The organism is Pseudomonas sp. RC4D1 (genome assembly GCF_018390395.1).
Lineage (GTDB): Bacteria > Pseudomonadota > Gammaproteobacteria > Pseudomonadales > Pseudomonadaceae > Aquipseudomonas > Aquipseudomonas danubii.
This window is the reverse complement of the sequence record NZ_JAHBAW010000002.1, coordinates 1,088,514-1,112,202: the sequence shown is the minus strand read 5'-3', so window position 1 is coordinate 1,112,202 and position 23,689 is coordinate 1,088,514. Positions and strand designations below refer to the sequence as shown.

Annotated in this window: 11 protein-coding genes; 5 read left to right on the top strand and 6 right to left on the bottom strand. The window is 65.7% G+C overall.

The genetic code is table 11. The features are described from left to right. Nucleotides 1-47: 47 nt before the first annotated feature. The 5 genes from KHO49_RS20580 to KHO49_RS20560 are packed head-to-tail and all read right to left on the bottom strand — an operon-like array spanning nt 48 to nt 6,331. The gene (locus tag KHO49_RS20580) at nt 48-845 is read right to left on the bottom strand and encodes an enoyl-CoA hydratase/isomerase family protein (RefSeq protein ID WP_102880410.1); all 798 of its coding nucleotides are present in this window, start codon (nt 843-845) and stop codon (nt 48-50) included. Further along, a complete protein-coding gene (gene atuD / locus KHO49_RS20575) occupies nt 842-1,999 on the bottom strand; it encodes a citronellyl-CoA dehydrogenase (RefSeq protein WP_213665751.1) in 1,158 nt (385 codons plus the stop codon). The genes KHO49_RS20580 and atuD overlap by 4 nt, the downstream gene beginning before the upstream one ends. A 41-nt stretch (nt 2,000-2,040) precedes the next feature. Beyond that, nucleotides 2,041-3,657, bottom strand: a complete 1,617-nt coding sequence (gene atuC / locus KHO49_RS20570; RefSeq protein WP_213665750.1) for a geranyl-CoA carboxylase subunit beta — start codon at nt 3,655-3,657, stop codon at nt 2,041-2,043. Between the two features lie 3 nt (nt 3,658-3,660). Then, nucleotides 3,661-4,530, bottom strand: a complete 870-nt coding sequence (locus tag KHO49_RS20565) for an SDR family oxidoreductase (protein WP_102880407.1) — start codon at nt 4,528-4,530, stop codon at nt 3,661-3,663. Nucleotides 4,531-4,540: 10 nt separating this feature from the next. Then, nucleotides 4,541-6,331, bottom strand: coding sequence for an acyclic terpene utilization AtuA family protein (locus KHO49_RS20560; RefSeq protein WP_102860946.1), 1,791 nt, complete (start codon nt 6,329-6,331; stop codon nt 4,541-4,543). A gap of 178 nt (nt 6,332-6,509) precedes the next feature. On the opposite strand from KHO49_RS20560, the gene KHO49_RS20555 reads away from it, so the two are divergent. The 3 genes from KHO49_RS20555 (at nt 6,510) to KHO49_RS20545 (ending at nt 8,473) form a co-directional block, all read left to right on the top strand. Then, on the top strand, nt 6,510-7,133 hold the full coding sequence (locus KHO49_RS20555) for a TetR/AcrR family transcriptional regulator (protein ID WP_213665749.1): 624 nt from the start codon (nt 6,510-6,512) through the stop codon (nt 7,131-7,133). Nucleotides 7,134-7,229: 96 nt separating this feature from the next. Then, nucleotides 7,230-8,024, top strand: a complete 795-nt coding sequence (locus KHO49_RS20550; protein ID WP_102880405.1) for a substrate-binding periplasmic protein — start codon at nt 7,230-7,232, stop codon at nt 8,022-8,024. A gap of 95 nt (nt 8,025-8,119) precedes the next feature. Continuing rightward, nucleotides 8,120-8,473, top strand: a complete 354-nt coding sequence (locus KHO49_RS20545; RefSeq protein ID WP_110594528.1) for a pyoverdine biosynthesis protein — start codon at nt 8,120-8,122, stop codon at nt 8,471-8,473. A gap of 40 nt (nt 8,474-8,513) precedes the next feature. Here the strand turns inward: KHO49_RS20545 and KHO49_RS20540 are convergent, their stop codons facing one another. Beyond that, the gene (locus tag KHO49_RS20540; RefSeq protein WP_011062465.1) at nt 8,514-9,062 is read right to left on the bottom strand and encodes an RNA polymerase factor sigma-70; all 549 of its coding nucleotides are present in this window, start codon (nt 9,060-9,062) and stop codon (nt 8,514-8,516) included. A gap of 374 nt (nt 9,063-9,436) precedes the next feature. Between KHO49_RS20540 and KHO49_RS20535 the strand changes: the two genes are divergently transcribed. Next, the gene (locus KHO49_RS20535; protein WP_213665748.1) at nt 9,437-22,453 is read left to right on the top strand and encodes a non-ribosomal peptide synthetase; all 13,017 of its coding nucleotides are present in this window, start codon (nt 9,437-9,439) and stop codon (nt 22,451-22,453) included. A gap of 141 nt (nt 22,454-22,594) precedes the next feature. After that, on the top strand, nt 22,595-23,632 hold the full coding sequence (locus KHO49_RS20530) for a hypothetical protein (protein WP_213665747.1): 1,038 nt from the start codon (nt 22,595-22,597) through the stop codon (nt 23,630-23,632). The last annotated feature ends 57 nt before the right edge of the window (nt 23,633-23,689 follow it).

Genomic DNA, 23,689 nt, shown 5'->3' with positions numbered 1-23,689 from the left:
CGGGAATCGGTGGGGGGCGTTCGCCGGCAAGCCGGCTCCTACAAGGCTCAGCTGGCCCAGGCCGGTTTGCGTTTCTGCACAAAGGCCAGGGTGCCTTCGAGGCCTTCCGCTCCGGTGACAGCCTGGGCGAAGTCTTCGGCGGCCTGATCCAGCAGGGGCCCCAGAGGCTGGTCGACGCTGGCCAGGAGCAGGGCCTTGGTCGCAGCGTTGGCCCCGGGCGCGCAGCGCAGGACCTGCGACAACTGCTGTTCAAGGCGTTCTTCCAGGGCCCGGGGATCAGCCTCGACAAAATGCACCAGGCCCAGGTGCAGGGCCTCGGCGCCGTCGAAGCGGGCGGCGGTCAGGGTCAAGCGTCGGGCCTGGGTCAGGCCGATGCGCTGCACTACGAAAGGGGCGATCTGCGCCGGCAGCAGGCCGAGGCCGGTTTCCGGCATGCCGAACTGCGCACTGTGTTCGGCGATGGCGATATCGCTGACACACGCCAGGCCGAAGCCGCCGCCCAGCACCGCTCCTTGCAGCACGCAGACCAGCACCTGGGGCGTCTGCTGGGCTTCTTCCAGCAGCGCACCGAAGGCCCGGTTCAGTTCACGGTAGGCAGCGCTGCCTCGGGTGCGGGCGCCGGCCATGTCCTTGAGGTCGCCACCGGCACAGAAATGGCCACCGGCGCCGCGCAGGACCAAGGCGCGGATGCTCCGCCGATCTCGCACGGCGGCGAGCACGGTGCGCAGTTCCGCCACCATCTGCAGGCTCATGGCGTTGCGGCTCTCGGGGCGGTTGAGGGTGATGAACAGCACACCATTGCGCGGTTCCAGCAGCAGTGTCTGGCAGGTCGGGAGCGGGCTCATTTCTTTTTCCCCGGCAGGATGCCCATGAGTTTGCAGATGATCCCCAGCATGATCTCGTCGGCGCCGCCGCCAATGGAAACCAGGCGCACATCGCGATAGGCGCGGGCCACCGGGTTGTCCCACATGAAGCCCATGCCGCCCCAGTACTGCAGGCAGCTGTCGCTGACTTCGCGACCCAGGCGCCCGGCCTTGAGCTTGGCCATGGAGGCCAGGCGAGTCACGTCCTGGCCGCGCACATATTGCTCGGTGGCCTGGTAGACCAGGGCCCGCAGGCACTCGATCTCGGTGGACAGTTCGGCCAGGCGGAAGTGGATCACCTGATTGTCGATCAGCGGGTTGCCGAAGGTGCGGCGCTCCTTGCAGTACTCGATGGTGCTGTCGACGCAGTACTCCAGGCCCTTGATCATGTTCGCTGCGCCGAACAGCCGCTCTTCCTGGAACTGCAGCATCTGCATCATGAAACCGGCGCCTTCATGACCGATTCGATTGCGCTGGGGCACCCGCACATCGTCGAAGAACACCTGGGCGGTTTCCGAACTGCGCATGCCGAGCTTGTCCAGATGCGAACTGAGGCTGATGCCCGGGGTGTTCATCGGCACCATGATCAGCGACTTGTTGATGTGCGGCTTGTCGTCCGAGGTATTGGCCAGCAGACAGATGAAGTCGGCGCTGGGGGAGTTGGTGATCCACATCTTGCTGCCGTTGATCACGTAGTCGTCGCCGTCCTTGCGGGCGTGGGTCTTGAGCCCGGCCACATCGGAGCCGGCGCCGACTTCGGAGACGCCGATGCAGCCCACCTGCTCGCCCGTGATGGCCGGGCGCAGAAACTCGTCGCGCAGCTCATCGGAGCCGAAGCGCGCCAGGGCCGGGGTGCACATGTCGGTCTGTACGCCGATGGACATGGGAATGCCGCCGCAATGGATGGTGCCGAACTCTTCGGCGGCGACGATGGAATAGCTGTAGTCCAGGCCCATGCCGCCGAATTTTTCCGGTTTGGAGATGCCCAGCAGTCCCAGCTCGCCGGCCTTGCGGAAAACCTCGTGGATGGGAAAGCGCCCGGCTTTCTCCCATTCCTCCACATGGGGGTTGATTTCGCGGTCGACAAATTGGCGCACCGTGCGCCGTAGCTCTTCGTGTTCCTGGGTGAAGATCATTGTTGTTCTCCTCAAGTGGGGTCAGACCGCGAAATGCCCTATCAAAACCGCGCCACGCCGAAACTGTTGGGCTGCAAGACCCGGGCCTCGGCCTCATGGCAGATGTCCAGCAGGTAGCCCAGCAGCGTGCGGGTATCCCGGGGGTCGATCAGGCCGTCGTCCCACAGGTTGGCGCTGCCGTACAAGGCCGTGGACTGGCTGTCGAGCTTCTGCGCGGTGACCTGCTCCAGCATGTCGAGCATCTTCGGGTCGGCTTCCTGGCCGTTCTTCGCATGCTTGGCCTCGGTGACGATGCGCAGCACCTTGCCGGCCTGGGCGCCGCCCATCACCGCGGTACGGCTGTTGGGCCAGGCGAAGATGAAGCGCGGGTCCAGGCCACGGCCACACATCGCATAGTTGCCGGCGCCGTAGGAACCGCCGACGACGATGGTCAGCTTCGGCACCCGGGCATTGGCCACCGCCTGGATCATCTTCGCCCCATGCTTGATCACCCCTTGCTGCTCAGATTCGGTGCCCACCATGAAGCCGGTGGTGTTGTGGAAAAACAGCAGCGGCGTGCGGCTCTGATCGCAGAGCTGGATAAACTGCGCCGCCTTGCTCGCGCCCTGGGGCGTGATCGGGCCGTTGTTGCCGATAAAACCGCAGGGCCGGCCCTGGATCTGCAGGTGGCCGCACAGGGTCTGGGCATCGAACTCGCCCTTGAATTCCAGGAACTGCGAGCCGTCCGCCAGGCGGGCGATGATTTCCCGGGCGTCATAGGGCTTTTTCGGATCAGAGGGAATCAGTCCGAGCAGTTCGTCGATGGGATACAGCGGCTCGCTCCAGGTTCTGGCGGGCTGCACCGGCAATTGAGCGTTCCACGGCAACAGGCTGACGATCTCGCGGACGATGCGGATGCCGTCGGCGTCGTTCTGCGCCAGGTACTCGGCGGTGCCGGCGACCTGGGCGTGCATCTCAGCGCCGCCCAGTTGTTCATCGGTGGCCACCTCGCCGGTGGCGGCCTTGAGCAGTGGTGGCCCGGCGAGAAACAGCTTGGCCTTGCCGCGTACCACCACCACGTAATCCGAGAGCCCGGGCTGGTAGGCGCCACCGGCGGTGGCCGAGCCGTGGACCACGGTGATCTGTGGCAGGCCCATGGCCGACATTCGCGCCTGATTGGCGAAACTGCGCGCGCCCTCGACGAAGATCTCCGCCGCGTAGTTGAGGTTGGCGCCCCCGCTTTCCGCCAGGGTTACCACCGGCAGCTTGTTCTCCATGGCGATCTGTTGCAGGCGCAGGGACTTCTTCAGGCCGCTGGGGGAAATGGTCCCGCCCTTGATCGCGCTGTTGTTGGCCACCACCAGCATGCGCACCCCGCACACATAGCCGATGCCGGCGATCAGGCCGCCGCCGGCCTGGCTGCCGTCCTTGTCATCGTGCAGCTTGTAGCCGGCGAGGCTGGCCAGTTCAAGAAAGGGCGCGCCGGGGTCCAGCAGCAGGTTGAGGCGTTCCCGGGGCAGCAGCTGGCCGCGCTGGTCGAATTTGGCCTTGGCCTCGGCCGCCTTGTTCAGCAGGTTTTGCTGCAGGGCCTGCAATTGTTGCAGGCCCGCCAGCATCGCCTCGCGGTTCTGCGCGAACTGCGGGCTGTGGGGATCGAGCTGGGATTGGATCACCGGCATGGCTCAGTCCTCGCCTTTGAGCACATCGGGCAGGTAGGCCCGATGAAAACCGTTGTACGACTCACTGTTGCGCGCCTTGGCCAACGGCCAGGCGCGGCTGCCGAGGCTGGCGGCGCCGTCGATGCGCAAGGTGCTGCCGCTGACAAAGGCCGCACCGGGGCTGAGCAGAAAGACGATGGCCGCGCTGACTTCCGATTCCGTACCGATGCGTTTGAGCGGCACGTGCTCGCGCAGGGTGGGAATGATTGCCTTGAACGCGCCTTCGTAGGTGTCCATGCCACTGGAGGCGATCCAGCCCGGTGCCACGGCGTTGACCCGGACCCCGGCGTGGCCCCATTCGTAGGCGGCGGTCTTGGTGAAGTTGTCCATCCCCGAGCGGGCCGCGCCGGAGTGGCCCATGCCGGGCATGCCGCCCCACATGTCGGCGAGCATGTTGACGATGCTGCCGCCGTGGCGGCTCATGGATTGGTTGAACACTTCCCGGGCCATCAGGAAGCCGCCCACCAGATTGGTGCGCAGCACGGTTTCGAAACCTTTCTGGTTGATCGAAGCCAGGGGCGCCGGATATTGGCCACCGGCATTGTTGACCAGGCCGTGGATCGGACCAAAGCGCTCGACCAACTGCCCTACCAGGGCCTTGACTGCTTCTTCGTCGCGAATGTCGCAGGCCTGCCAGTGGGCCTGGCCGCCGTCCTCGGCAATCTCCCCGGCAACCTTCTGCAGTTTCTCCGCCTTGCGCCCCACCAGCAGCACCTGGGCACCCAGGGCCGCCAGCTCATGGGCCGTGCAACGACCAATGCCGCTGCCACCGCCGGTGACGATGATGGTCTGGCCGGCAAACAGTTGCGCTTTGAAAATCGAGTCGTACACCACGGCAGCTCCTTTAATTGACGGCATCGGCAATGCTCTGCGGCACCGGGATCTGGATTTCCAGCAACTGCTGGGCGAAGGCCTTGCCTTGCGGGTCGATGCGCAGGCTGGCGACACCGCCGCCGCCCAGGGCGTTTTCCAGCAGGAAGTTGAGGCCATGAATGCCCGGCAGGTACCAGCGCTGGACCCGGCCGTGGACCGGGTCCAGCACATGCCCCATCCAGTCCACCAGCACTTCGGGGGTCAGGGCTTCGGCGATCCATGGCAGGTAGTCGGGATGGCGCGCCAGCACACCGATGTTGCTGTGGTTGCCCTTGTCGCCTGAGCGCGCCACCGCCAACTTGACCAGAGGCACGCTGGCATCGGGACGGCCTTGGGGCTTGGGCAGTGAATGCGGGGCGGGCAGGGCGCTGGCGTCCAGGCGGTCGACTTCGGGCAGGGCGCAAGGATGACGCTGGCCGGCGAGGTCGATTTCCAGGTGGCAGGCGTCCTTGTCCAGCAGGAAAGAAAACAGCCGGATCACCGGATACACCGTGGGTCGTCCACCGACGATGCCGGTCAGCCCTGGAGCCATGCCGGTGGCGGCCTGGGCAATCTCCCTGGAGAACAGCACCAGCGCCGCCTTGTGCGGATGGCGCACCGCCAGCTTGATCACCACTTCGCGGCTGTCCTGGCGACGGCCATGGGGGCCGTAGGTGGCTTCGCTGCCCAACAGTTCAATGTTGACCTCGCTGTAGTCCGGCCAGCCGCGCTGGCTGAACATTTCGCGGGTCTTGTCGATGATCGCCTGGCTGACCCGGCGTGCCTTGGCCACCGCGTCGATCCCGGCCATCAGGCAACTGGCGGTGCAACGGAAGCCGTCCGGGTAGGTGGCGCTGACCTTGTACTGGTGGCTCGGGGGCAGCCCCTTGGCGCCCTGGACCCGGACTTCATTCGGTGCCGACTGCTGTACCTGCACCTGGGAGAAATCGCACACCACATCGGGAAGCAGATAAGCCCGTGGATTGCCGATTTCGTACAGCAACTGCTCACCGACTGTCAGCGGACTGATGAGCCCACCGGTCCCCGGAGCCTTGCTGACCACGAACCCGCCGTCGGCGTCAACCTCGACGATGGGAAAGCCGATGTGCTCGTAGTCCGGCACCTCGCGCCAATCGGTGAAGTTGCCGCCACTGCACTGGGCGCCACACTCGATGATGTGTCCGGCGAGGGCCGCCTGGGCCAGGCGGTCGTAGTCCCGCCAGGACCAGGCGAATTCGTGGACCAGGGCGCCGCTGACCACCGCGCTGTCGACGCCGCGACCGGTGATCACGATATCCGCTCCCAGGCGCAGGGCCTCGACGATGCCCGGGGCGCCGAGGTAGGCATTGGTGGAGACGCACATCGGTGGCAAGGGGGCGTCACTGAACATTTCCTTGATTCCGGCGCCGGCCAGTTGCTTGAACTGCGGTTGCAGGTCGTCCCCCAGCAGCACGGCGATCTTCAGTGGCACCCCGGCCTGCTCGCAGGCGCTGCGCAAGGCACTGGCGCAGGCGTGGGGATTGACCCCGCCGGCATTGCTGATCACGCGGATCTGCTGTTCGTGGATCGACGCCAGCAGCGGCTTGAGCACCTCGACAAAATCCGTGGCGTAACCCGTGTCCGGGTCTTTCATGCGGGCCCCGGCCATGATCGACAGGGTGATCTCCGCCAGGTAATCGAACACCAGGTAATCCAGGCGTCCACCTTCCACCAGTTGCGCGGCGGCGCTGCTGGTATCGCCCCAGAAGGCGCTGGCGCAGCCGATTCGTACGGTCTTGGTCATGGCAGGGCTCTCGAGAAAAGAACTGCGAGGAGGCTACCAAGCAAGCGCTTGGTTTGTAAATGGGCGAGTGGATTCTTCGACCCAAGCGCTTGCTTGGTAGCAGTGAGGGGCTTAAATTGCGCGCGCTACAGCCGGTTTCCGGCTGAGCTTTTGACGAAGTGACGGTAGGAGAACACCGGTGGATGAGCAAAAAGCCTTGCAGGTAGTACGCGAGCTGATCGCCAGCGGACAAGTGACCGATCCCGAGAGCGCCCGGGGCAAGCTGTTGCAGACTGCCGCGCACCTGTTTCGCAACAAGGGTTACGAACGCACCACGGTGCGCGATCTGGCCGGCGCGGTGGGCATTCAATCCGGCAGCATCTTCCACCACTTCAAGAGCAAGGACGACATCCTGCGCGCGGTGATGCAGGAAACCATCCACTACAACACCGCCTTGATGCGCGCCGAACTGGCCGAGGCCGGCAACGTGCGCGAGCGAGTGCTGGCGCTGATCCGCTGCGAACTGCAATCGATCATGGGCGGCAGCGGCGAAGCCATGGCGGTGCTGGTCTATGAGTGGCGTTCGCTGTCCCCGGAAGGTCAGGCCGCGGTCCTGGCATTGCGGGACATCTACGAACAGATCTGGCTGCAGGTGCTGGGCGAGGCCAAGGACGCCGGATTCATCAAGGGCGATGTGTTCATTACCCGGCGCTTCCTCACTGGCGCCTTGTCCTGGACCACTACCTGGTTCCGCGCCCAGGGCAGCATGACGCTGGAGCAATTGGCCCAGGAAGCCTTGCTGTTGGTGCTCAAGGATCATTGAGGCGCTGATTTATTCTCTGCCGCGAGATTGTCGAAGCGTCTGAAAACGCCTAGCTTTACGGCATTCCTTTTCTTTTCTCCGAGGTGTGTTGCCTTGATGTCCTTGCCGCTGCGGTCAGCCTTGCGAATGCTCTTGCTGGCGCTGGCAACACTTTGGGTCTGTCCGGCCTTCTCGGCGCAGCTGGTGCGGGTCGCGGCGGCGCATTTTCCGCCCTATACCGTCCGTCCTGAAACCGGTGCCGATACCGGTTTGCTGCCGCAGTTGGTGGAAGCGCTCAACCAGTCCCAGAACGACTACCAGTTCGTCCTGGTTCCCACGTCGATTCCCCGGCGCTTCCGAGACTTCGAACAAGGTCGGGTGGACCTGGCGATCTTCGAGAATCCGGCCTGGGGCTGGGAGAAGATTGCCCATACCAGTGTCGACATGGGCCTGGAAGATGCGGAGATTTTCGTTGCGCAGCGTGAGCCCGGTCGCGGCCAGGAGTATTTTGCCGAGCTCAAGGGCAAGCGCCTGGCACTGTTCAGCGGCTATCACTACGCCTTCGCCCAGTTCAATGCCGACCCCAAGTACCTGGCCGACAGCTACAACGCCACGCTCACCTATTCCCATGACAGCAACCTGCTGATGGTGCTGCGGGGCAGGGCGGACATGGCCCTGGTGACCCGTTCCTACCTCAGCGACTTCCTGGCCCGCAACGCCCAGAGCAGCGGCCAATTGCTGGTGTCCCAGCGCATCGATCAGGTCTACCACCACTACACCCTGATCCGGCCCAAGGCGCCCATCAGCGCCGAAGACTTCGCCGGGTTCCTGCAAAAACTGCGGGACAACGGCCAGATGCGCAAAATCTTCGATCCCTACCGCATCGTCGTGATGCCCGTGCCCCACGCCTGAGGCCCGGATTTTCCCGCTTCTGCGGGGAGCGCGGCTAAATTTCTCCCGGCGGCCCACGTCACTTGGTTGAATGCCCATTGACGGTGAGCCTTGCCATGTCCCTTGTGAATCCGCTGAGTGTCGAGGCTGTGTCCGCAGGCAGGGCGCCGGTGATCGACGAGGTTGCCGGCCGGCAGCGGCTGTTCGAATGGATCTGTGCCCGAGGGGCGGCGCCCACCGATGCCCAGTCCGTCGAAGCGGCCCGGCAGGACCGGCTGGCATTCTGGTTGTCGGCGCAGGTGCACGCGCTGTACCTGGACCCGCCGGGCACGCAAGCGCCCCCGGCATTCGCCCACGCCCCCGCCTGTGCCGGGCATAACCGTTGTCGGTACTGCCAGCAGGAGTTCGATCTGTTGCACAAACGTGCGGCATTGCTGGTGCTTGGCCAGAGTGGCCTGCTTGAGGTGTGAACACGGTTCAAGCCAGGTGCTGCAGGGTGCCGGTCGCAGGTCAGCGGCGGGCGAAGGTGTCGGGTCGGTTGCCCGAGACTTTGCGGCAATGCACCAGGGCATCGCGAATCATGAAGTTCACCAGGGTCGGCGAGACCCCCAGTTCCTTGGCGATGTCCTTTTGCGGAACGCCATGCAGGCGGTACATCTCGAAGGCGTAGCGCGTGCGGCTGGGCAGTTCGGTCAGGGCTTCGGCGATGTTTTCCAGGGTGGAAAAGTTCATGTGGGAGGTTTCAGGTGAAGCGCCATGAATGACCACATTCAAGCCTTCCTCTTCAGTGCCTGAATACTTCTGCTCCAAGGCCTGCTTGCGGTAGTGATCGATGGCCAGGTTGCGCACGATCTGGAACAGGTAGCTGAGCTGGGCCTTGAACGAGGAGGTGATTTGCGGCGCCGACTGCAGGCGGAAAAAGGCATCCTGGACCACATCTTCAGCCCGGGATCGGCAGCCGGTAATACGGGCTGCGATCTTGACCAGGATCAGACGGTTGTCGACAAAAGCCTGGAGTAACGGTGAATCGCACCTGCTTGTGGATACTTGTTCCGTCATGGAAATCACCTTGTTGCAAAGAGGTAAGTGGGACGTCAGAAAAATCCGACCTGTCCTACACATCGAGCGACAAATTAGGATGAATGATAATGATTGTCAATTGAGAAAAAGAACTAATGCTCTCTGCCGGTGAAGATTGAGAACGGCTGCTCGTTCATGGGGTGGATCAGGGCCTTGAAGGGCAGCATGCGGACTAATTATTTCAAGACGTCATCCGTTCTCATTGGAGAAAGATTCCGGGCAGCAAGCCCGGCCACGGCGCCTTCCGGATGCCCATGATTTACTTATAACTATTTGATTTATAGATAGTTTTTTAATTTATGGCAGAGCAGGGCCCGATCTCCATTGCAAGCATAATCCTGGCAGGAAACCCCATGACGGACGCGTTCGAACTCCCCAGTACCCTGGCCCAAGCCCTTCAACGCCGGGCAGTCCTGGCACCTGATCAAGTGGCGTTGCGTTTCCTCGCCGAAGAGCAGGCGCAGAGCGTGGTCCTCAGTTATCGGGATCTGGACCTTCGCGCGCGGACCATTGCGGCCGCCCTGCAAGCCAATGCCCGGCAGGGAGATCGGGCGGTCCTGCTGTTCCCCAGTGGTCCGGACTACGTCGCGGCATTTTTCGGTTGCCTGTATGCCGGGGTGATCGCGGTGCCGGCCTACCCGCCGGAATCGACCCGTCGTCATCATCAGGAGCGCCTGATCTCGATCCTCGCCGACGCCGAGCCACGGCTGCTGCTGACCAGCGCCGGGCTGCGCGATGCGCTGTTGCAGATGGACGAACTCAAGGCCGCCGGCGCGCCGCAACTGCTCTGTGTGGACACCCTGGACGCCGGGCAGGCCGAAGACTGGCAGGCGGTTGAGCTTGAGGACGACGACATCGCCTTCCTGCAATACACCTCCGGTTCCACCGCGCTGCCCAAGGGCGTGCAGGTCAGCCACGGCAACCTGGTGGCCAACGAGCTGTTGATCCGCCGCGGTTTCGGCATTGATCTCAATCCGGACGACGTGATTGTCAGCTGGCTGCCGCTGTACCACGACATGGGCCTGATCGGTGGCCTGCTGCAACCGATCTTCAGCGGCGTGCCCTGTGTGCTGATGTCGCCGGCCTACTTCCTGGCCCGCCCCGTACGCTGGCTGGAAGCGATCAGCGAATACGGCGGCACCATCAGCGGCGGCCCGGATTTCGCCTACCGCCTGTGCAGCGAGCGAGTCAGTGAATCGGCCCTGGAGCGCCTCGACCTCAGCCGCTGGCGCGTGGCCTATTCCGGTTCCGAGCCGATCCGCCTCGACACCCTGGAAGGCTTTGCCGAGAAGTTCGGCGCCAGCGGTTTTTGTCGCGACAACTTCCTGGCTTCCTATGGCCTGGCCGAAGCCACCCTGTTCGTCGCCGGCGGCGTGCGCGGCCGCGGCATCCCGGCGTTGCGTCTGGACGACCAGGCCCTGGCGCAGAACCGTGCCGAGCCGGGGCAGGGCAGCGCCATGATGAGTTGCGGCTTCAGCCAGCCGGAGCACGCCGTGCTGGTGATGGACCCACAGCAGCTCAGCGAACTGCCTGACAACCGCATCGGCGAAGTCTGGGCCGCCGGGCCGAGCATTGCCCACGGCTACTGGCGCAATCCCGAAGCCAGCGCCAAGAGCTTCGTCCAGCATGCCGGCCGCACCTGGCTGCGCACCGGCGACCTGGGTTTCATGCGTGACGGCGAGCTGTTCATCACCGGGCGCCTGAAAGACCTGCTGATCGTACGCGGGCACAACCTGTACCCCCAGGACATCGAAAAGACCATCGAGCGCGAAGTGGAAGTGGTGCGCAAGGGCCGGGTGGCGGCGTTTGCGGTCAGCGACCAGGGCCAGGAAGGCATCGGCATCGCTGCGGAGATCAGCCGCAGCGTGCAGAAGATCCTGCCCCCCGAAGCGCTGATCAAGGCCATCCGCCAGGCCGTGGCCGAAGCCTGTCAGGAAGCGCCCAGCGTGGTGGTATTGCTCAACCCCGGGGCCCTGCCGAAAACCTCCAGCGGCAAGTTGCAGCGCTCCGCCTGTCGCACACGGTTGACCGATGGCAGCCTGGATTACTACGCGCTGTTCCCGCAGGCCGGCAGCGACCCCGCCCGCGTCGGTGACAGTTCTGACGATGAACTGCAAAAACTGATCGGGCGAATCTGGCAGGAGCAACTGCAATGCGCGGCAGTGGCCGCCGACGATCACTTCTTCCTCCTGGGGGGCAACTCCATCGCGGCCACCCAGGTCATGGCCCGCCTGGGGCAGGAACTGGGCCTGGAGTTGAGCCTGCGCCTGTTGTTCGAAGCGCCGACCCTGGGTGAGTTCAGTGCCGCCGTGGCGCGCCTGCAACAGGACGGCGGCGTGGCCCAGGGCAGCATTCAGGCCCTGCCGCGCCAGCAGCCGCTGCCCCAATCCCTGGCGCAGAACCGCCTGTGGATCACCTGGCAACTGGACCCGCACAGCAGCGCCTACAACATTCCCGGCGGCCTGCGCCTGCGTGGCGAACTGGACGAAGACGCCCTGCGCAGCAGCTTCCAGCACCTGCTCCAGCGCCACGAAGCGCTGCGCACGCGGTTCTTCGAGCGCGACGGCCAGGCCCTGCAACAGGTGGACGCCGCCGGTGAATTCAACCTGCAGGTGATCGACATCAGCGACCTGCCTGTGGCCGAGCGCGAAGCCCGGGCGCAGCAGATTCGCGAAGACGAAGCCCGCACCCAGTTCGACCTGGAGCAAGGCCCGCTGTACTGGGCGACCCTGGTGCGCCTGGACGATGAAGAACATCAACTGCTGCTGACCCTGCACCACATCATCGCCGACGGCTGGTCGCTGAATGTGCTGATCGACGAGTTCGCCCGGCTCTACGCCGCCGCGGCCCAGGGCCAGAGCCTGGAGCTGGCGCCCCTGAGCTTGCAGTACGCCGACTACGGCAGCTGGCAGCGCCAATGGCTGGCCCAGGGCGAAGGCCAGCGCCAGCTGGACTACTGGAAGCAGCAACTGGCCGACGAAGCCCCGGTGCTCAGCCTGGCCACCGACCACCCGCGTTCGGCCCAGGTCCGCCACAGCGCCGCGCGCCACAGCCAGCGCTTGAGCGTGACCCTCAGCGAGGCGATCCGCCAGACTGCCCAGGCCCAGCAAGTGACGCCGTTCATGCTGTTGCTGGCCACCTTCCAGACCCTGCTGCACCGCTACAGCGGGCAGACCGACATCCGCATCGGCGTGCCCAACGCCAACCGTCCACGCCTGGAAACCCAGGGCCTGCTGGGCTTCTTCATCAACACCCAGGTACTGCGCGGCCAGCTGGATGCGCGCCAGACCTTCGCCGAGCTGCTGCAACAGACCCGCCGCATCGCCCTTGAAGCCCAGGCGCATCAGGACCTGCCCTTCGAACAGTTGCTCGAAGCCTTCCCCGACGCCCGCGAGCAAGGCCTGTTCCAAGTCATGTTCAACCACCAGCAGCGCGACCTCAGTGCCTTGCGCCGCCTGCCGGGGTTGCTGGCCGAAGAGCTGCCGTGGCACAGCCGCGAGGCCAAGTTCGACCTGCAACTGCACACCGAGGAAGACCGCAACGGCCGCCTGAGCCTGGCCTTCGACTACGCCGACGAGCTGTTCGACGCGGCGACCATCGAACGTCTGGCCGAGCACTTCATCAGCCTGCTGGAGCATGCCTGCCAGCAGCCGGACAGCGCCCTGGGCGACTTGCCGTTGCTCGGCAAGGTCGAAGTGGCGCAACTGCAACAATGGAGCGTGGCGCCTTGCGCGAGCGCTGAACGCTGGCTGCCGGAACGCCTGCATGAACAACTGCAGCAGACCCCGGAGCGCACCGCGCTGATCTGGAACGGCGGCCAACTGAGCTTTGCCGAACTCCATGCCCAGGCCAACCGCCTGGCCCATTACCTGCGGGACAAGGGCGTCGGCCCGGACGTGTGCGTGGCCATCGCCGCCGAGCGTTCGCCGCAACTGCTGATCGGCCTGTTGGCGATCATCAAGGCCGGTGGCGCCTACGTACCCCTGGACCCGGATTACCCCGCCGAGCGCCTGGCCTACATGCTCGAAGACAGTGGCGTGCAACTGCTGCTGACCCAAACCCATTTGCTCGGCCAGATGCCCGAGGCCCCAGGCGTCAGCGCCATCGCCATGGACAGTCTCAAGCTCGACAGCTGGCCGAGCCAGGCTCCGGGCCTGCACTTGGACGGCGAGCACCTGGCCTATGTGATCTACACCTCCGGCTCCACCGGCCAGCCCAAGGGCGTGGGCAACACCCATCGCGCCTTGATGGAGCGCCTGCAATGGATGCAGGACAGCTATCAATTGCAGGCCGACGATGTGCTGATGCAGAAGGCTCCCATCAGCTTCGACGTGTCGGTGTGGGAGTGCTTCTGGCCGCTGATCAGCGGTTGCCGCCTGCTGCTTGCCGCCCCCGGCGAGCACCGCGACCCGCATCGCATCGCCCAGCTGGTTCAGGAGTACGGCGTGACCACGCTGCACTTCGTGCCGCCGCTGTTGCAGCTGTTCGTCGATGAACCGCTGAGCGCCGAATGCCACAGCCTGCGCCGGGTGTTCTCCGGTGGCGAAGCCTTGCCCGCCGAACTGCGCAACCGGCTGTTGGAGCAGTTGCCGAACGCGCAACTGCACAACCGCTACGGCCCTACCGAAACCGCGATCAACGTCACCCACTGGCAGTGCTCGGTGGATGACGGCGAGCGCTCGCCCATTGGCCGGCCGCTGGGCAATGTGCTGTGCCGGGTGCTGGATGCCGAGCTCAACCTGCTGCCCGCCGGGGTGCCCGGCGAGCTGTGCATCAGTGGCCAGGGCCTGGCCCGGGGTTACCTGGGACGCCCGGCTCTGACCGCCGAGCGCTTTGTGGTCGACCCGCTGAGTGAGGAGGGCGCGCGCCTGTACCGCACCGGCGATCGGGTGCGCTGGTGCGCTGACGGCGTGCTGGAGTACCTCGGCCGCCTCGACCAGCAGGTCAAGCTGCGGGGCTTTCGGGTCGAGCCGCAGGAAATCGAAGCGCGGCTGCTGGCCCAGGATGGCGTGGCCCAGGCCGCGGTGCTGGTGCGCGACACCGTCGCCGGCCCGCAGTTGATCGGCTACTACACCGCCCAGGCCAGCGACGAAGATGAAACCGAGCAACGCGCTCGGCTGACCACTGCCCTGGCCGCCGAACTGCCGGAGTACATGGTGCCGGCGCAACTGCTGCGCCTGGAGGCCATGCCCCTGAGCCCCAGCGGCAAGCTCGATCGCCGGGCCCTGCCGGAACCGCAATGGCAGGTACGCGAACACGTTGAACCGAGCACCGATCTGGAACGGCAGATCGCCCAGATCTGGCGCGAAGTGCTGGGTCAGCCACGGATCGGCCTCAAGGACGACTTCTTCGCCCTGGGCGGGCATTCGCTGCTGGCCACCCAGATCATTTCCCGCACCCGCCAGGCCTGCGATGTCGAGCTGCCGCTGCGGGCGCTGTTCGAAGCCAGCGAGCTGGGAGACTTTGCCGAACAGGTGCTGCTGATCCAGCAGTCCGGCGCGCGCAACCAGCAGCCGCCGATTGCCCGGGTCGACCGCAGCCAGCCGGTGCCGCTGTCCTATTCCCAGCAGCGCATGTGGTTCCTCTGGCAGATGGAGCCCGACAGCCCGGCCTACAACGTCGGCGGCATGGCGCGGCTGTCCGGGGTGCTGGACGTGGGCCGCTTCGAGGCCGCGTTGCAGGCGTTGATCCTGCGCCACGAAACCCTGCGCACCACCTTCCCCAGCGTTAATGGCGTGGCCCACCAGCAGGTGCATGCCGACACCGGCCTGCGCATGGCCTGGAAGGACTTCTCGGCCCTGGCTCCGGATGCCCGGCAACAACGCCTGCAACAACTGGCGGACAGCGAAGCGCACCAGCCCTTCGACCTGGAAACCGGCCCCTTGCTGCGCGCCTGCCTGGTCAAGGCCGGCGAGCAGGAGCACTACTTCGTCCTGACCCTGCACCACATCGTCACCGAAGGCTGGGCCATGGACATCTTCGCCCGCGAGCTGGGCGCGCTGTACGAAGCCTTCCTCGACGACCGCGAATCGCCCCTGGAACCGCTGCCGGTGCAGTACCTGGACTACAGCGTGTGGCAGCGCCAGTGGCTGGAATCCGGCGAGCGCCAGCGCCAGCTGGACTACTGGACCGGGCAACTGGGCCGCGAACACCCGCTGCTGGAACTGCCCAGCGACCGGCCACGGCCGGCGGTGCAAAGCCACCAGGGCGAGCTCTACCGCTTCGACTTGAGCGACGAGCTGGCGGCCCGGGTGCGGGCCTTCAATGCCGAGCACGGCCTGACCCTGTTCATGACCATGACCGCGGCGTTGTCGCTGCTGCTCTATCGCTACAGCGGCCAGACCGACCTGCGCATCGGCGCGCCGGTGGCCAACCGCATCCGCCCGGAAAGCGAAGGGCTGATCGGCGCCTTCCTCAACACCCAGGTGCTGCGTTGCCAGCTCGACGGGCAGATGAGCGTCGGCCAGTTGCTGGAGCAGGTGCGCCACACCGTGATCGAGGGCCAGTCGCACCAGGACCTGCCCTTCGACCAGCTGGTGGAAGCCTTGCAACCGCCGCGCAGCACCGCCTACAACCCGCTGTTCCAGGTGATGTGCAACGTCCAGCGCTGGGAGTTCCAGCAAAGCCGGCAACTGGCGGGCATGACCGTGGACTACCTGGTCAACGATGCCCGGGCCACCAAGTTCGACCTCAACCTGGAAGTCACCGATCTGGATCAGCGTCTGGGTTGCTGCCTGACCTACAGCACCGACCTGTTCGATGAACCACGCATTGCGCGCATGGCCGCCCATTGGCGCAACCTGCTGCAGGCCCTGATTGACGATCCGCAACGACGCTTGTGCGAACTGCCGCTGCTGCACGCCGAGGAACAGCAGCAACTGCTGGACAGCCTGAGCGTCGAGCCCGGCGAGCACCGTCTGGACCAGTGCATCCACCACCTGTTCAGCGAGCAGGCCCTGGCCCGTCGCGACGCCCCGGCCCTGACCTTCGCCGGGCAGACCCTGAGCTACAGCGAACTGGATAGCCGCGCCAACCGCCTGGCCTGGATGCTCCGCGAGCGTGGCGTGGGCCCGCAAGTGCGGGTCGGCCTGGCCCTGGAGCGTTCCCTGGAAATGGTCGTCGGCCTGCTGGCGATCCTCAAGGCCGGTGGCGCCTACGTGCCCCTGGACCCGGAATACCCCCTGGACCGCCTGCACTACATGATCGAAGACAGCGGCCTCGGCCTGCTGCTCAGCGATGCGCGAATGTTCGCCGCCCTGGGTGAGTTGCCGGCGAGTGTCGGTCGTTGGTGCCTGGAGGAGGACGGCGCGTTGCTGGCCAACTACCCGGCCAGCGAGCTGCCCTTGATCAGCCTGCCCCAGCATCAGGCGTACCTGATCTACACCTCCGGCTCCACCGGCCAGCCCAAGGGCGTGGTGGTGTCCCACGGGGAAATCGCCATGCACTGCCAGGCGGTGATCCGTCGTTTCGGCATGCGCGCGGACGATTGCGAGCTGCACTTCTATTCCATCAACTTCGACGCTGCCACCGAGCGCCTGCTGGTGCCGCTGCTCAGCGGCGCCCAGGTGGTACTGCGGGCCCAGGGCCAGTGGGACGCCGAGGAAATCTGCCAACTGATCCGTCAGCATCGCATCAGCATCCTCGGTTTCACCCCGAGCTACGGCAGCCAGTTGGCCCAGCATCTGGCCACCCAGCAGCAGACTCTACCGGTGCGCATGTGCATCACTGGCGGCGAGGCTCTGACCGGCGAACACCTGCAGCGCATTCGCGCGGCGTTCCAGCCGAGCCTGTTCTTCAACGCCTACGGCCCCACCGAAACCGTGGTCATGCCTTTGGCCAGCCTGGCGCCGCAGCACTTGGCCGAAGGCGTGGCCAGTGTGCCCATCGGCCGTATTGTCGGGGCGCGGGTGGCTTACATTCTCGATGCCGATCTGGCGCTGGTGCCGCCCGGAGCCACCGGTGAGCTGTATGTCGGCGGCGCCGGCCTGGCCCAGGGTTATCACCGTCGTCCGGGGATGAGCGCCGAGCGTTTCGTGGCCGATCCGTTCTCCGGCGATGGCGGGCGCCTGTACCGCACCGGCGACCTGGTGCGCCAGTGCGCCGATGGCCAGTTGGAGTACATCGGCCGGGTCGACCATCAGGTGAAGATTCGCGGTTTCCGCATCGAGCTGGGGGAAATCGAAACCCGTCTGCTGGATCATCCGGCCGTGCGTGAAGCGGTGGTGCTGGCCCTGGACACCCCGGCCGGCAAACAGCTGGCCGCTTATCTGGTGACCGAGGTGGCCGGGCACAATGAGGCGCAGCAGGCCAACCTGCGTGAAGCCCTCAAGCAGCAGCTGAAAACCCAGCTGCCGGACTACATGGTGCCGACCCACCTGATCCTGCTGGAGAGCATGCCCTTGACCGCCAACGGCAAGCTTGACCGCCGGGCCCTGCCGATGCCGGACCCAGAGCTCAATCGCCAGCAGTACGTGGCGCCGAGCAATGATCTGGAGCAGACCTTGGCCAGTGTCTGGGGCGAAGTGCTGAACGTGCAGCGCGTGGGCCTCAACGACAATTTCTTCGAACTGGGGGGCGACTCGATCCTGTCGATCCAGGTGGTCAGCCGTGCCCGCCAGTTGGGGATTCACTTCACCCCGCGGGACCTGTTCCAGCACCAGACCGTGCAGACCCTGGCCCGGGTCGCCAGCCACACTCAGCGCGTCAGCGCCGAGCAGGGTCAGCTCAGTGGCGAAGCGCCGCTGACGCCGATCCAGCACTGGTTCTTCGACAGCCGCATTCCCCAGCCGCAGCACTGGAACCAGGCGCTGCTGCTGGAGCCGCTGGGCGTGCTCGATGCTCAACGGCTGGAGCAAGCGCTGCTGGCGGTGCTGGAGCAGCACGACGCCCTGCGCCTGCGTTTCTCTCAAGCGGACGGGCAGTGGCGCGCCGAGTACCTGCCGCTGTCCGACGCGCCTGTGCTGTGGCAAGTGCGGGTGCCGTCCATGGCCACCTGCGAGGCGCTGTTCGCCGACGCTCAACGCAGCCTCGACCTGGAACACGGACCGCTGTTGCGGGCGGTGTTGGTGGACGGGCCGGAAGGCGAGCAACGCTTGTTGTTGGCCATCCACCACCTGGTGGTGGACGGTGTGTCCTGGCGTGTGCTGCTGGAGGATTTGCAGAACGCCTATCGCCAGTTGCAAGCCGGGCAGGCTCTGAACCTGCCGGCCAAGACCAGTGCCCTGCGGGACTGGTCGAGCCGCCTGCAGGCCTATGCCGGCAGCGAATCCCTGCGTGAAGAACTCGGCTGGTGGCAGCAGCAACTGGCCGGCCCGGCCGCGCAATTGCCGGGCTTGAATGCCGCCGGCCGCCAGCAGCATCAGCAGGCCCGCAGCCACAGCGTGACCCTGGATGCCGAACGCACCCGCCAGCTGCTGCAACAGGCCCCGGCGGCCTACCGCACCCAGGTCAACGACCTGCTGCTGACCGCCCTGGCCCGGGTGCTGTGCCGCTGGAGCGGGCAGCCTTCGGCCCTGGTGCAACTGGAAGGCCACGGTCGCGAGGCGCTGTTCGACGAGATCGACCTGACCCGCAGCGTCGGCTGGTTCACCAGCGCCTATCCGCTGCGCCTGACCCCGTTGCAAGTGGAAGAAGCGGCCGGGCAGGGCGCCTCGATCAAGGCCATCAAGGAACAACTGCGAGCGGTGCCGCATAAGGGCCTGGGTTATGGCGTGCTGCGCTACCTGGCCGATGACGCCTGCCGCGAGGCTTTGGCGGCGCTGCCGCTGGCGCCGGTGACCTTCAACTACCTGGGCCAGTTCGACCAGAGCTTCGGCGCCGACGCATTGCTGCGTCCGCTGGATGAATCCGTCGGTCCGACCCATGCACCTGAAGCACCGTTGCCCAACGAGCTGAGCATCGACAGTCAGGTCTATGGCGGCGAGCTGGTGCTGCGCTGGACTTACAGCGGCGAACGTTTCGACGCCGAGCTGATCGGCGAACTGGCGGACGCCTACCTGGGCGAGCTGCAGAGTCTGATTGCCCATTGCCTGCGCGACGATGCCGGTGGCCTGACGCCGTCGGACTTCCCCCTGGCGCGCCTGACCCAGGCCCAGCTCGATGGCCTGCCGGTGCCGGCTGTGCAGCTCGAAGACGTCTACCCGCTGACCCCGATGCAGGAAGGCATGCTGCTGCACACCCTGCTGGAGCCGGGCACCGGCTTGTATTACATGCAGGATCGCTACCGCATCAACAGCGAACTGGACCCCGAGCGTTTCGCTCAGGCCTGGCAGGCGGTGGTGGCGCGCCACGAAGCCTTGCGCGCGTCTTTTTGCTGGAACGTCGGCGAAGACATGCTGCAGGTTATCCACAAGCCGGGCCGCACCCCGATCGAGTTCCTCGACTGGAGCGCGGTGCCCGAAGCCGAGCAGGAACCCAAGCTGCAAGCCCTGCACAAAAAGGAGCGCGAGGCCGGTTTCGATCTGCTCAATCAGGCGCCGTTCCATCTGCGGCTGATCCGCGTCGGCGCGGCCCGTTACTGGTTCATGATGAGCAACCACCACATCCTCATCGATGCCTGGTGCCGCTCGCTGCTGATGAACGACTTCTTCGAGATCTACACCGCCCTCGGTGAAGGCCGCGAGGCACAGCTGGCGGTGCCACCGCGTTACCGCGACTACATCGGCTGGTTGCAACACCAGAGCCTGTCCGAGGCGCGGCAGTGGTGGCGGCAGAACCTTGAAGGCTTTGAACGCACCACGCCGATCCCCAGCGACCGGCCGTTCCTGCGGGAACACGCCGGTGACAGCGGCGGCATGATCGTCGGCGACTGCTACACCCGCCTGGATGCCCGGGACGGCGCGCAACTGCGCGAGCTGGCGCAGCAGCATCAGCTGACCGTCAACACCTTCGCCCAGGCGGCCTGGGCCCTGGTGCTGCGGCGCATGAGCGGCGATCGCGATGTATTGTTCGGCGTCACCGTGGCCGGGCGCCCGGTGGAAATGCCGGAGATGCAACGCACCGTCGGCCTGTTCATTAACAGCATCGCCCTGCGGGTCAAGCTGCCCGAGGAGGGCCAGCGTTACAGCGTGCGCCAGTGGCTCGGCGACCTGCTCGACCGCAACATGCAGCTGCGTGAATACGAGTACCTGCCGCTGGTGGCGATCCAGGAAACCAGCGAACTGCCCAAGGGCCAGCCGCTGTTCGACAGCCTGTTCGTGTTCGAAAACGCCCCGGTGGAAGTCTCGGTGCTGGACCGCGCCCAGAGTTTGAACGCCAGTTCGGATTCCGGCCGTACCCACACCAACTTCCCGATCACCGCCGTGTGCTACCCGGGGGATGACCTGGGCCTGCACCTGTCCTACGACCAGCGCTACTTCGAACAGGCGACCATCGAGCGCCTGCTCGGCGAGTTCAAGCGCCTGCTGCTGGCCCTGATGCAGGGTTTCCACGGCGACATGGCCGAACTGCCGCTGCTGGGTGAAGAGGAGCAGGACTTCCTGCTGGCCGGCTGCAACCAGAGCCAGCATGAGTACCCGCTGCAGCGCAGCTACGTGGAGCTGTTCGAGGCCCAGGTGGCGGCCCATCCGCAACGCATTGCCGCCAGTTGCCTGGACCAGCGCTACAGCTACGCCGAGTTGAACCGCTGCAGCAACCGCCTGGGCCATGCCTTGATTGCCAACGGCGTGGGCTTTGACCAACCGGTGGCCTTGCTGGCCGAGCGCGGCCTGGAACTCTTGGGCATGATCATCGGCAGCTTCAAGGCCGGGGCCGGCTACCTGCCCCTGGACCCGGGCCTGCCAAGCCAGCGCCTGGGGCGCATTATCGAGCTCAGCCGCACGCCGATCCTGGTCTGCAGCGCGGCCTGCCGCGAACAGGCCCAGGCCCTGCTGGACGAGTTCGCCTGTGCCGGGCGGCCACGGTTGCTGGTCTGGGAAGAGCTGCAAGGCGCCGGGCATGCCGAGCACAATCCGGGCCGCTACAGCGCGCCGGACAACCTGGCCTACGTGATCTACACCTCCGGTTCCACCGGCCTGCCCAAGGGCGTGATGGTGGAGCAGCGCGGCATGCTCAACAACCAGCTGAGCAAGGTGCCGTACCTGCACTTAAGCGAAGCCGACGTGATCGCCCAGACCGCGTCCCAGAGCTTCGACATTTCGGTCTGGCAGTTCCTTGCCGCACCGCTGTTCGGCGCCCGGGTCGACATCGTGCCCAACGCCATCGCCCACGATCCCCAGGGCCTGTTGGCTCACGTCCAGGAGCAGGGCATCACCGTGCTGGAGAGCGTGCCGTCGCTGATCCAGGGCATGCTCGCCCAGGACGCCATTGCCCTGGATGGCCTGCGCTGGATGCTGCCCACCGGCGAGGCCATGCCACCGGAGTTGGCGCACCAATGGCTGCTGCGTTATCCACAGATCGGTTTGGTCAACGCCTACGGTCCGGCGGAATGTTCCGATGACGTGGCCTTCTTCCGGGTGGACCTGGCTTCGACCCGGGGCGCCTACCTGCCCATCGGTACGCCCACCGACAACAACCAGCTGTACCTGATGGACGAAGCCCTGGAGCTGGTACCCCTGGGCGCCGTCGGCGAGCTGTGCGTAGCGGGCACCGGTGTCGGCCGTGGCTACGTCAGCGACCCGTTGCGTACCGCGCAGGCCTTCGTGCCCCATCCGTTCGGTGCGGCGGGCGAACGCCTGTACCGCACCGGCGATCTGGCACGCCGGCGCAGCGACGGCGTACTGGAATACGTCGGCCGGATCGACCATCAGGTGAAGATCCGTGGCTATCGCATTGAACTGGGGGAAATCGAAGCGCGCCTGCACGAACAGCCGGAACTGCGCGATGCCGCCGTGGGGGTGCAGGAAGGGGTCAACGGCAAGCATCTGGTGGGCTATCTGGTGGCCAGTGACTCAAGCCTGAGCCCGAGCGAATGCCTGGAGCGGATCAAACCGCGTCTGCGCGCCGAGCTGCCGGAATACATGGTGCCGCTGCACTGGCTGTGGCTACAGCGCCTGCCCCTCAATGCTAACGGCAAGCTTGATCGCAAGGCCCTGCCGGCCCTGGAGATCGGCCAGTTGCAGAGCCAGGACTATCAAGCCCCGAGCAGTGAGCTGGAGCAAACCCTGGCCGATATCTGGGCCGAGGTGCTCAAGGTCGAACGGGTGGGCGTGCGCGATAACTTCTTCGAATTGGGCGGGCATTCCCTGCTGGCCACGCAGATTGCCTCGCGGGTACAGAAGACCCTGCAACGCAACGTACCGCTGCGGGCCATGTTCGAATGCAGCACGGTGCAGGAGTTGGCCGCGTACATCGACGGCTTGGCCGGGAGCGAGATCAGCGAGGAGAAGGTCGACCGGCTGAGTGATCTGATGGCTGAGTTGGAGGGCTTGTAACCCAGGTGTCGGCTTCGCTGGCAAGCCAGCTCCTACAGGAGTCGGGTTGACGGTACATAGGCCCTTGGACCCTCTGCTATGATCGCGCCCGGCCCAGGTCCAAGCACCTGCGCCGGGCGTTTTCATTCAAGGACCGGAACCATGGCAGAGCCGCTTTACTGGCACGACATCGAAGACACCCTGGGCAACTGGAGTGGCCTGGGTGTCGACGTGCAGCCGGGTGCCACGGACAAACCGCCGCTGTACCTGCGCACCGGCGCCAATGCCCGGATCAAGCTGATGCACCACGACATGCCGTTGTTCTGGGCCACCCTGGCCCGCGACCACGGCGGCGTCTGGCTGGTGCGCAACCCGCTGGCGGACGGCGCCGAATGCCGGTTGCTGGCACCCATCGACTCACCCACGGTGGAGCAGCACGCGGCGCTGGCGCCCGAGCGGCGGATCAAGGCCTGGAGCCGCTATTTCGTCAGCCATCTCAGTGAAAGCGCCCGGCACTTCCTCACCCCCGGTTTCTGGCTGGCCCAGGGCCTGCTGCCGGAGCCTGAGAGCACCGCGCGCGGCCTGGACAACTGGCGCTTCAGCTCCCGCGAAGATGCCCTGACCCACGTGCCCAACTGGCGGCTGTACGGCGAGGATTTTCTCGACAACCTGCAACCCCAGACCCTGGAGTGGATCGACTGGTGGCACGGCGGCGGCAAGCTCATCGGCCTGCACCGTGTCGACCCCGAGGCTGGGCGCTTGAAGTGGTGGCGCAAGAAGGCCCGCGAAGGCAGCCTGCCGCCGGTGCTGCTGTGGTATGTCGGCGGGCTGGCGTCCTATGTGGTGATCGACGGCCATTACCGTTTGCAGGCGGCCATCGCGGAAAACCTCGCGCCATCATTCATCGTCCTCAGCGCCACCCGCGAGCGCGGCTTCGCACCGAGCCTGGAGCATCAGCAACGGGTCATGGATTCACTGCGTAAGCGCGGCGACGCGGTGCCGCGCAACCCGGCCCTGAGCACCGAGAACCTCAACCGGGTGCTGATCCAGGCGTTCGATGACCGGCCGCAGTACCGCAGCGCTACCCCGGCCTGGGCCGGCAATGAACCGGAGTCGCAGTGGTGCGACGAGGTGCGTCAGTGCCTGGGTGGGCAAGGGTTGGCAGACGAAGTGGACGCGGTCATTGCGCGCCATGGGTAAAGCGCCGGCCGCCTTCGCTGGCAAGCCAGCTCCTACAGGCGAATGCGCCCTCCAGCC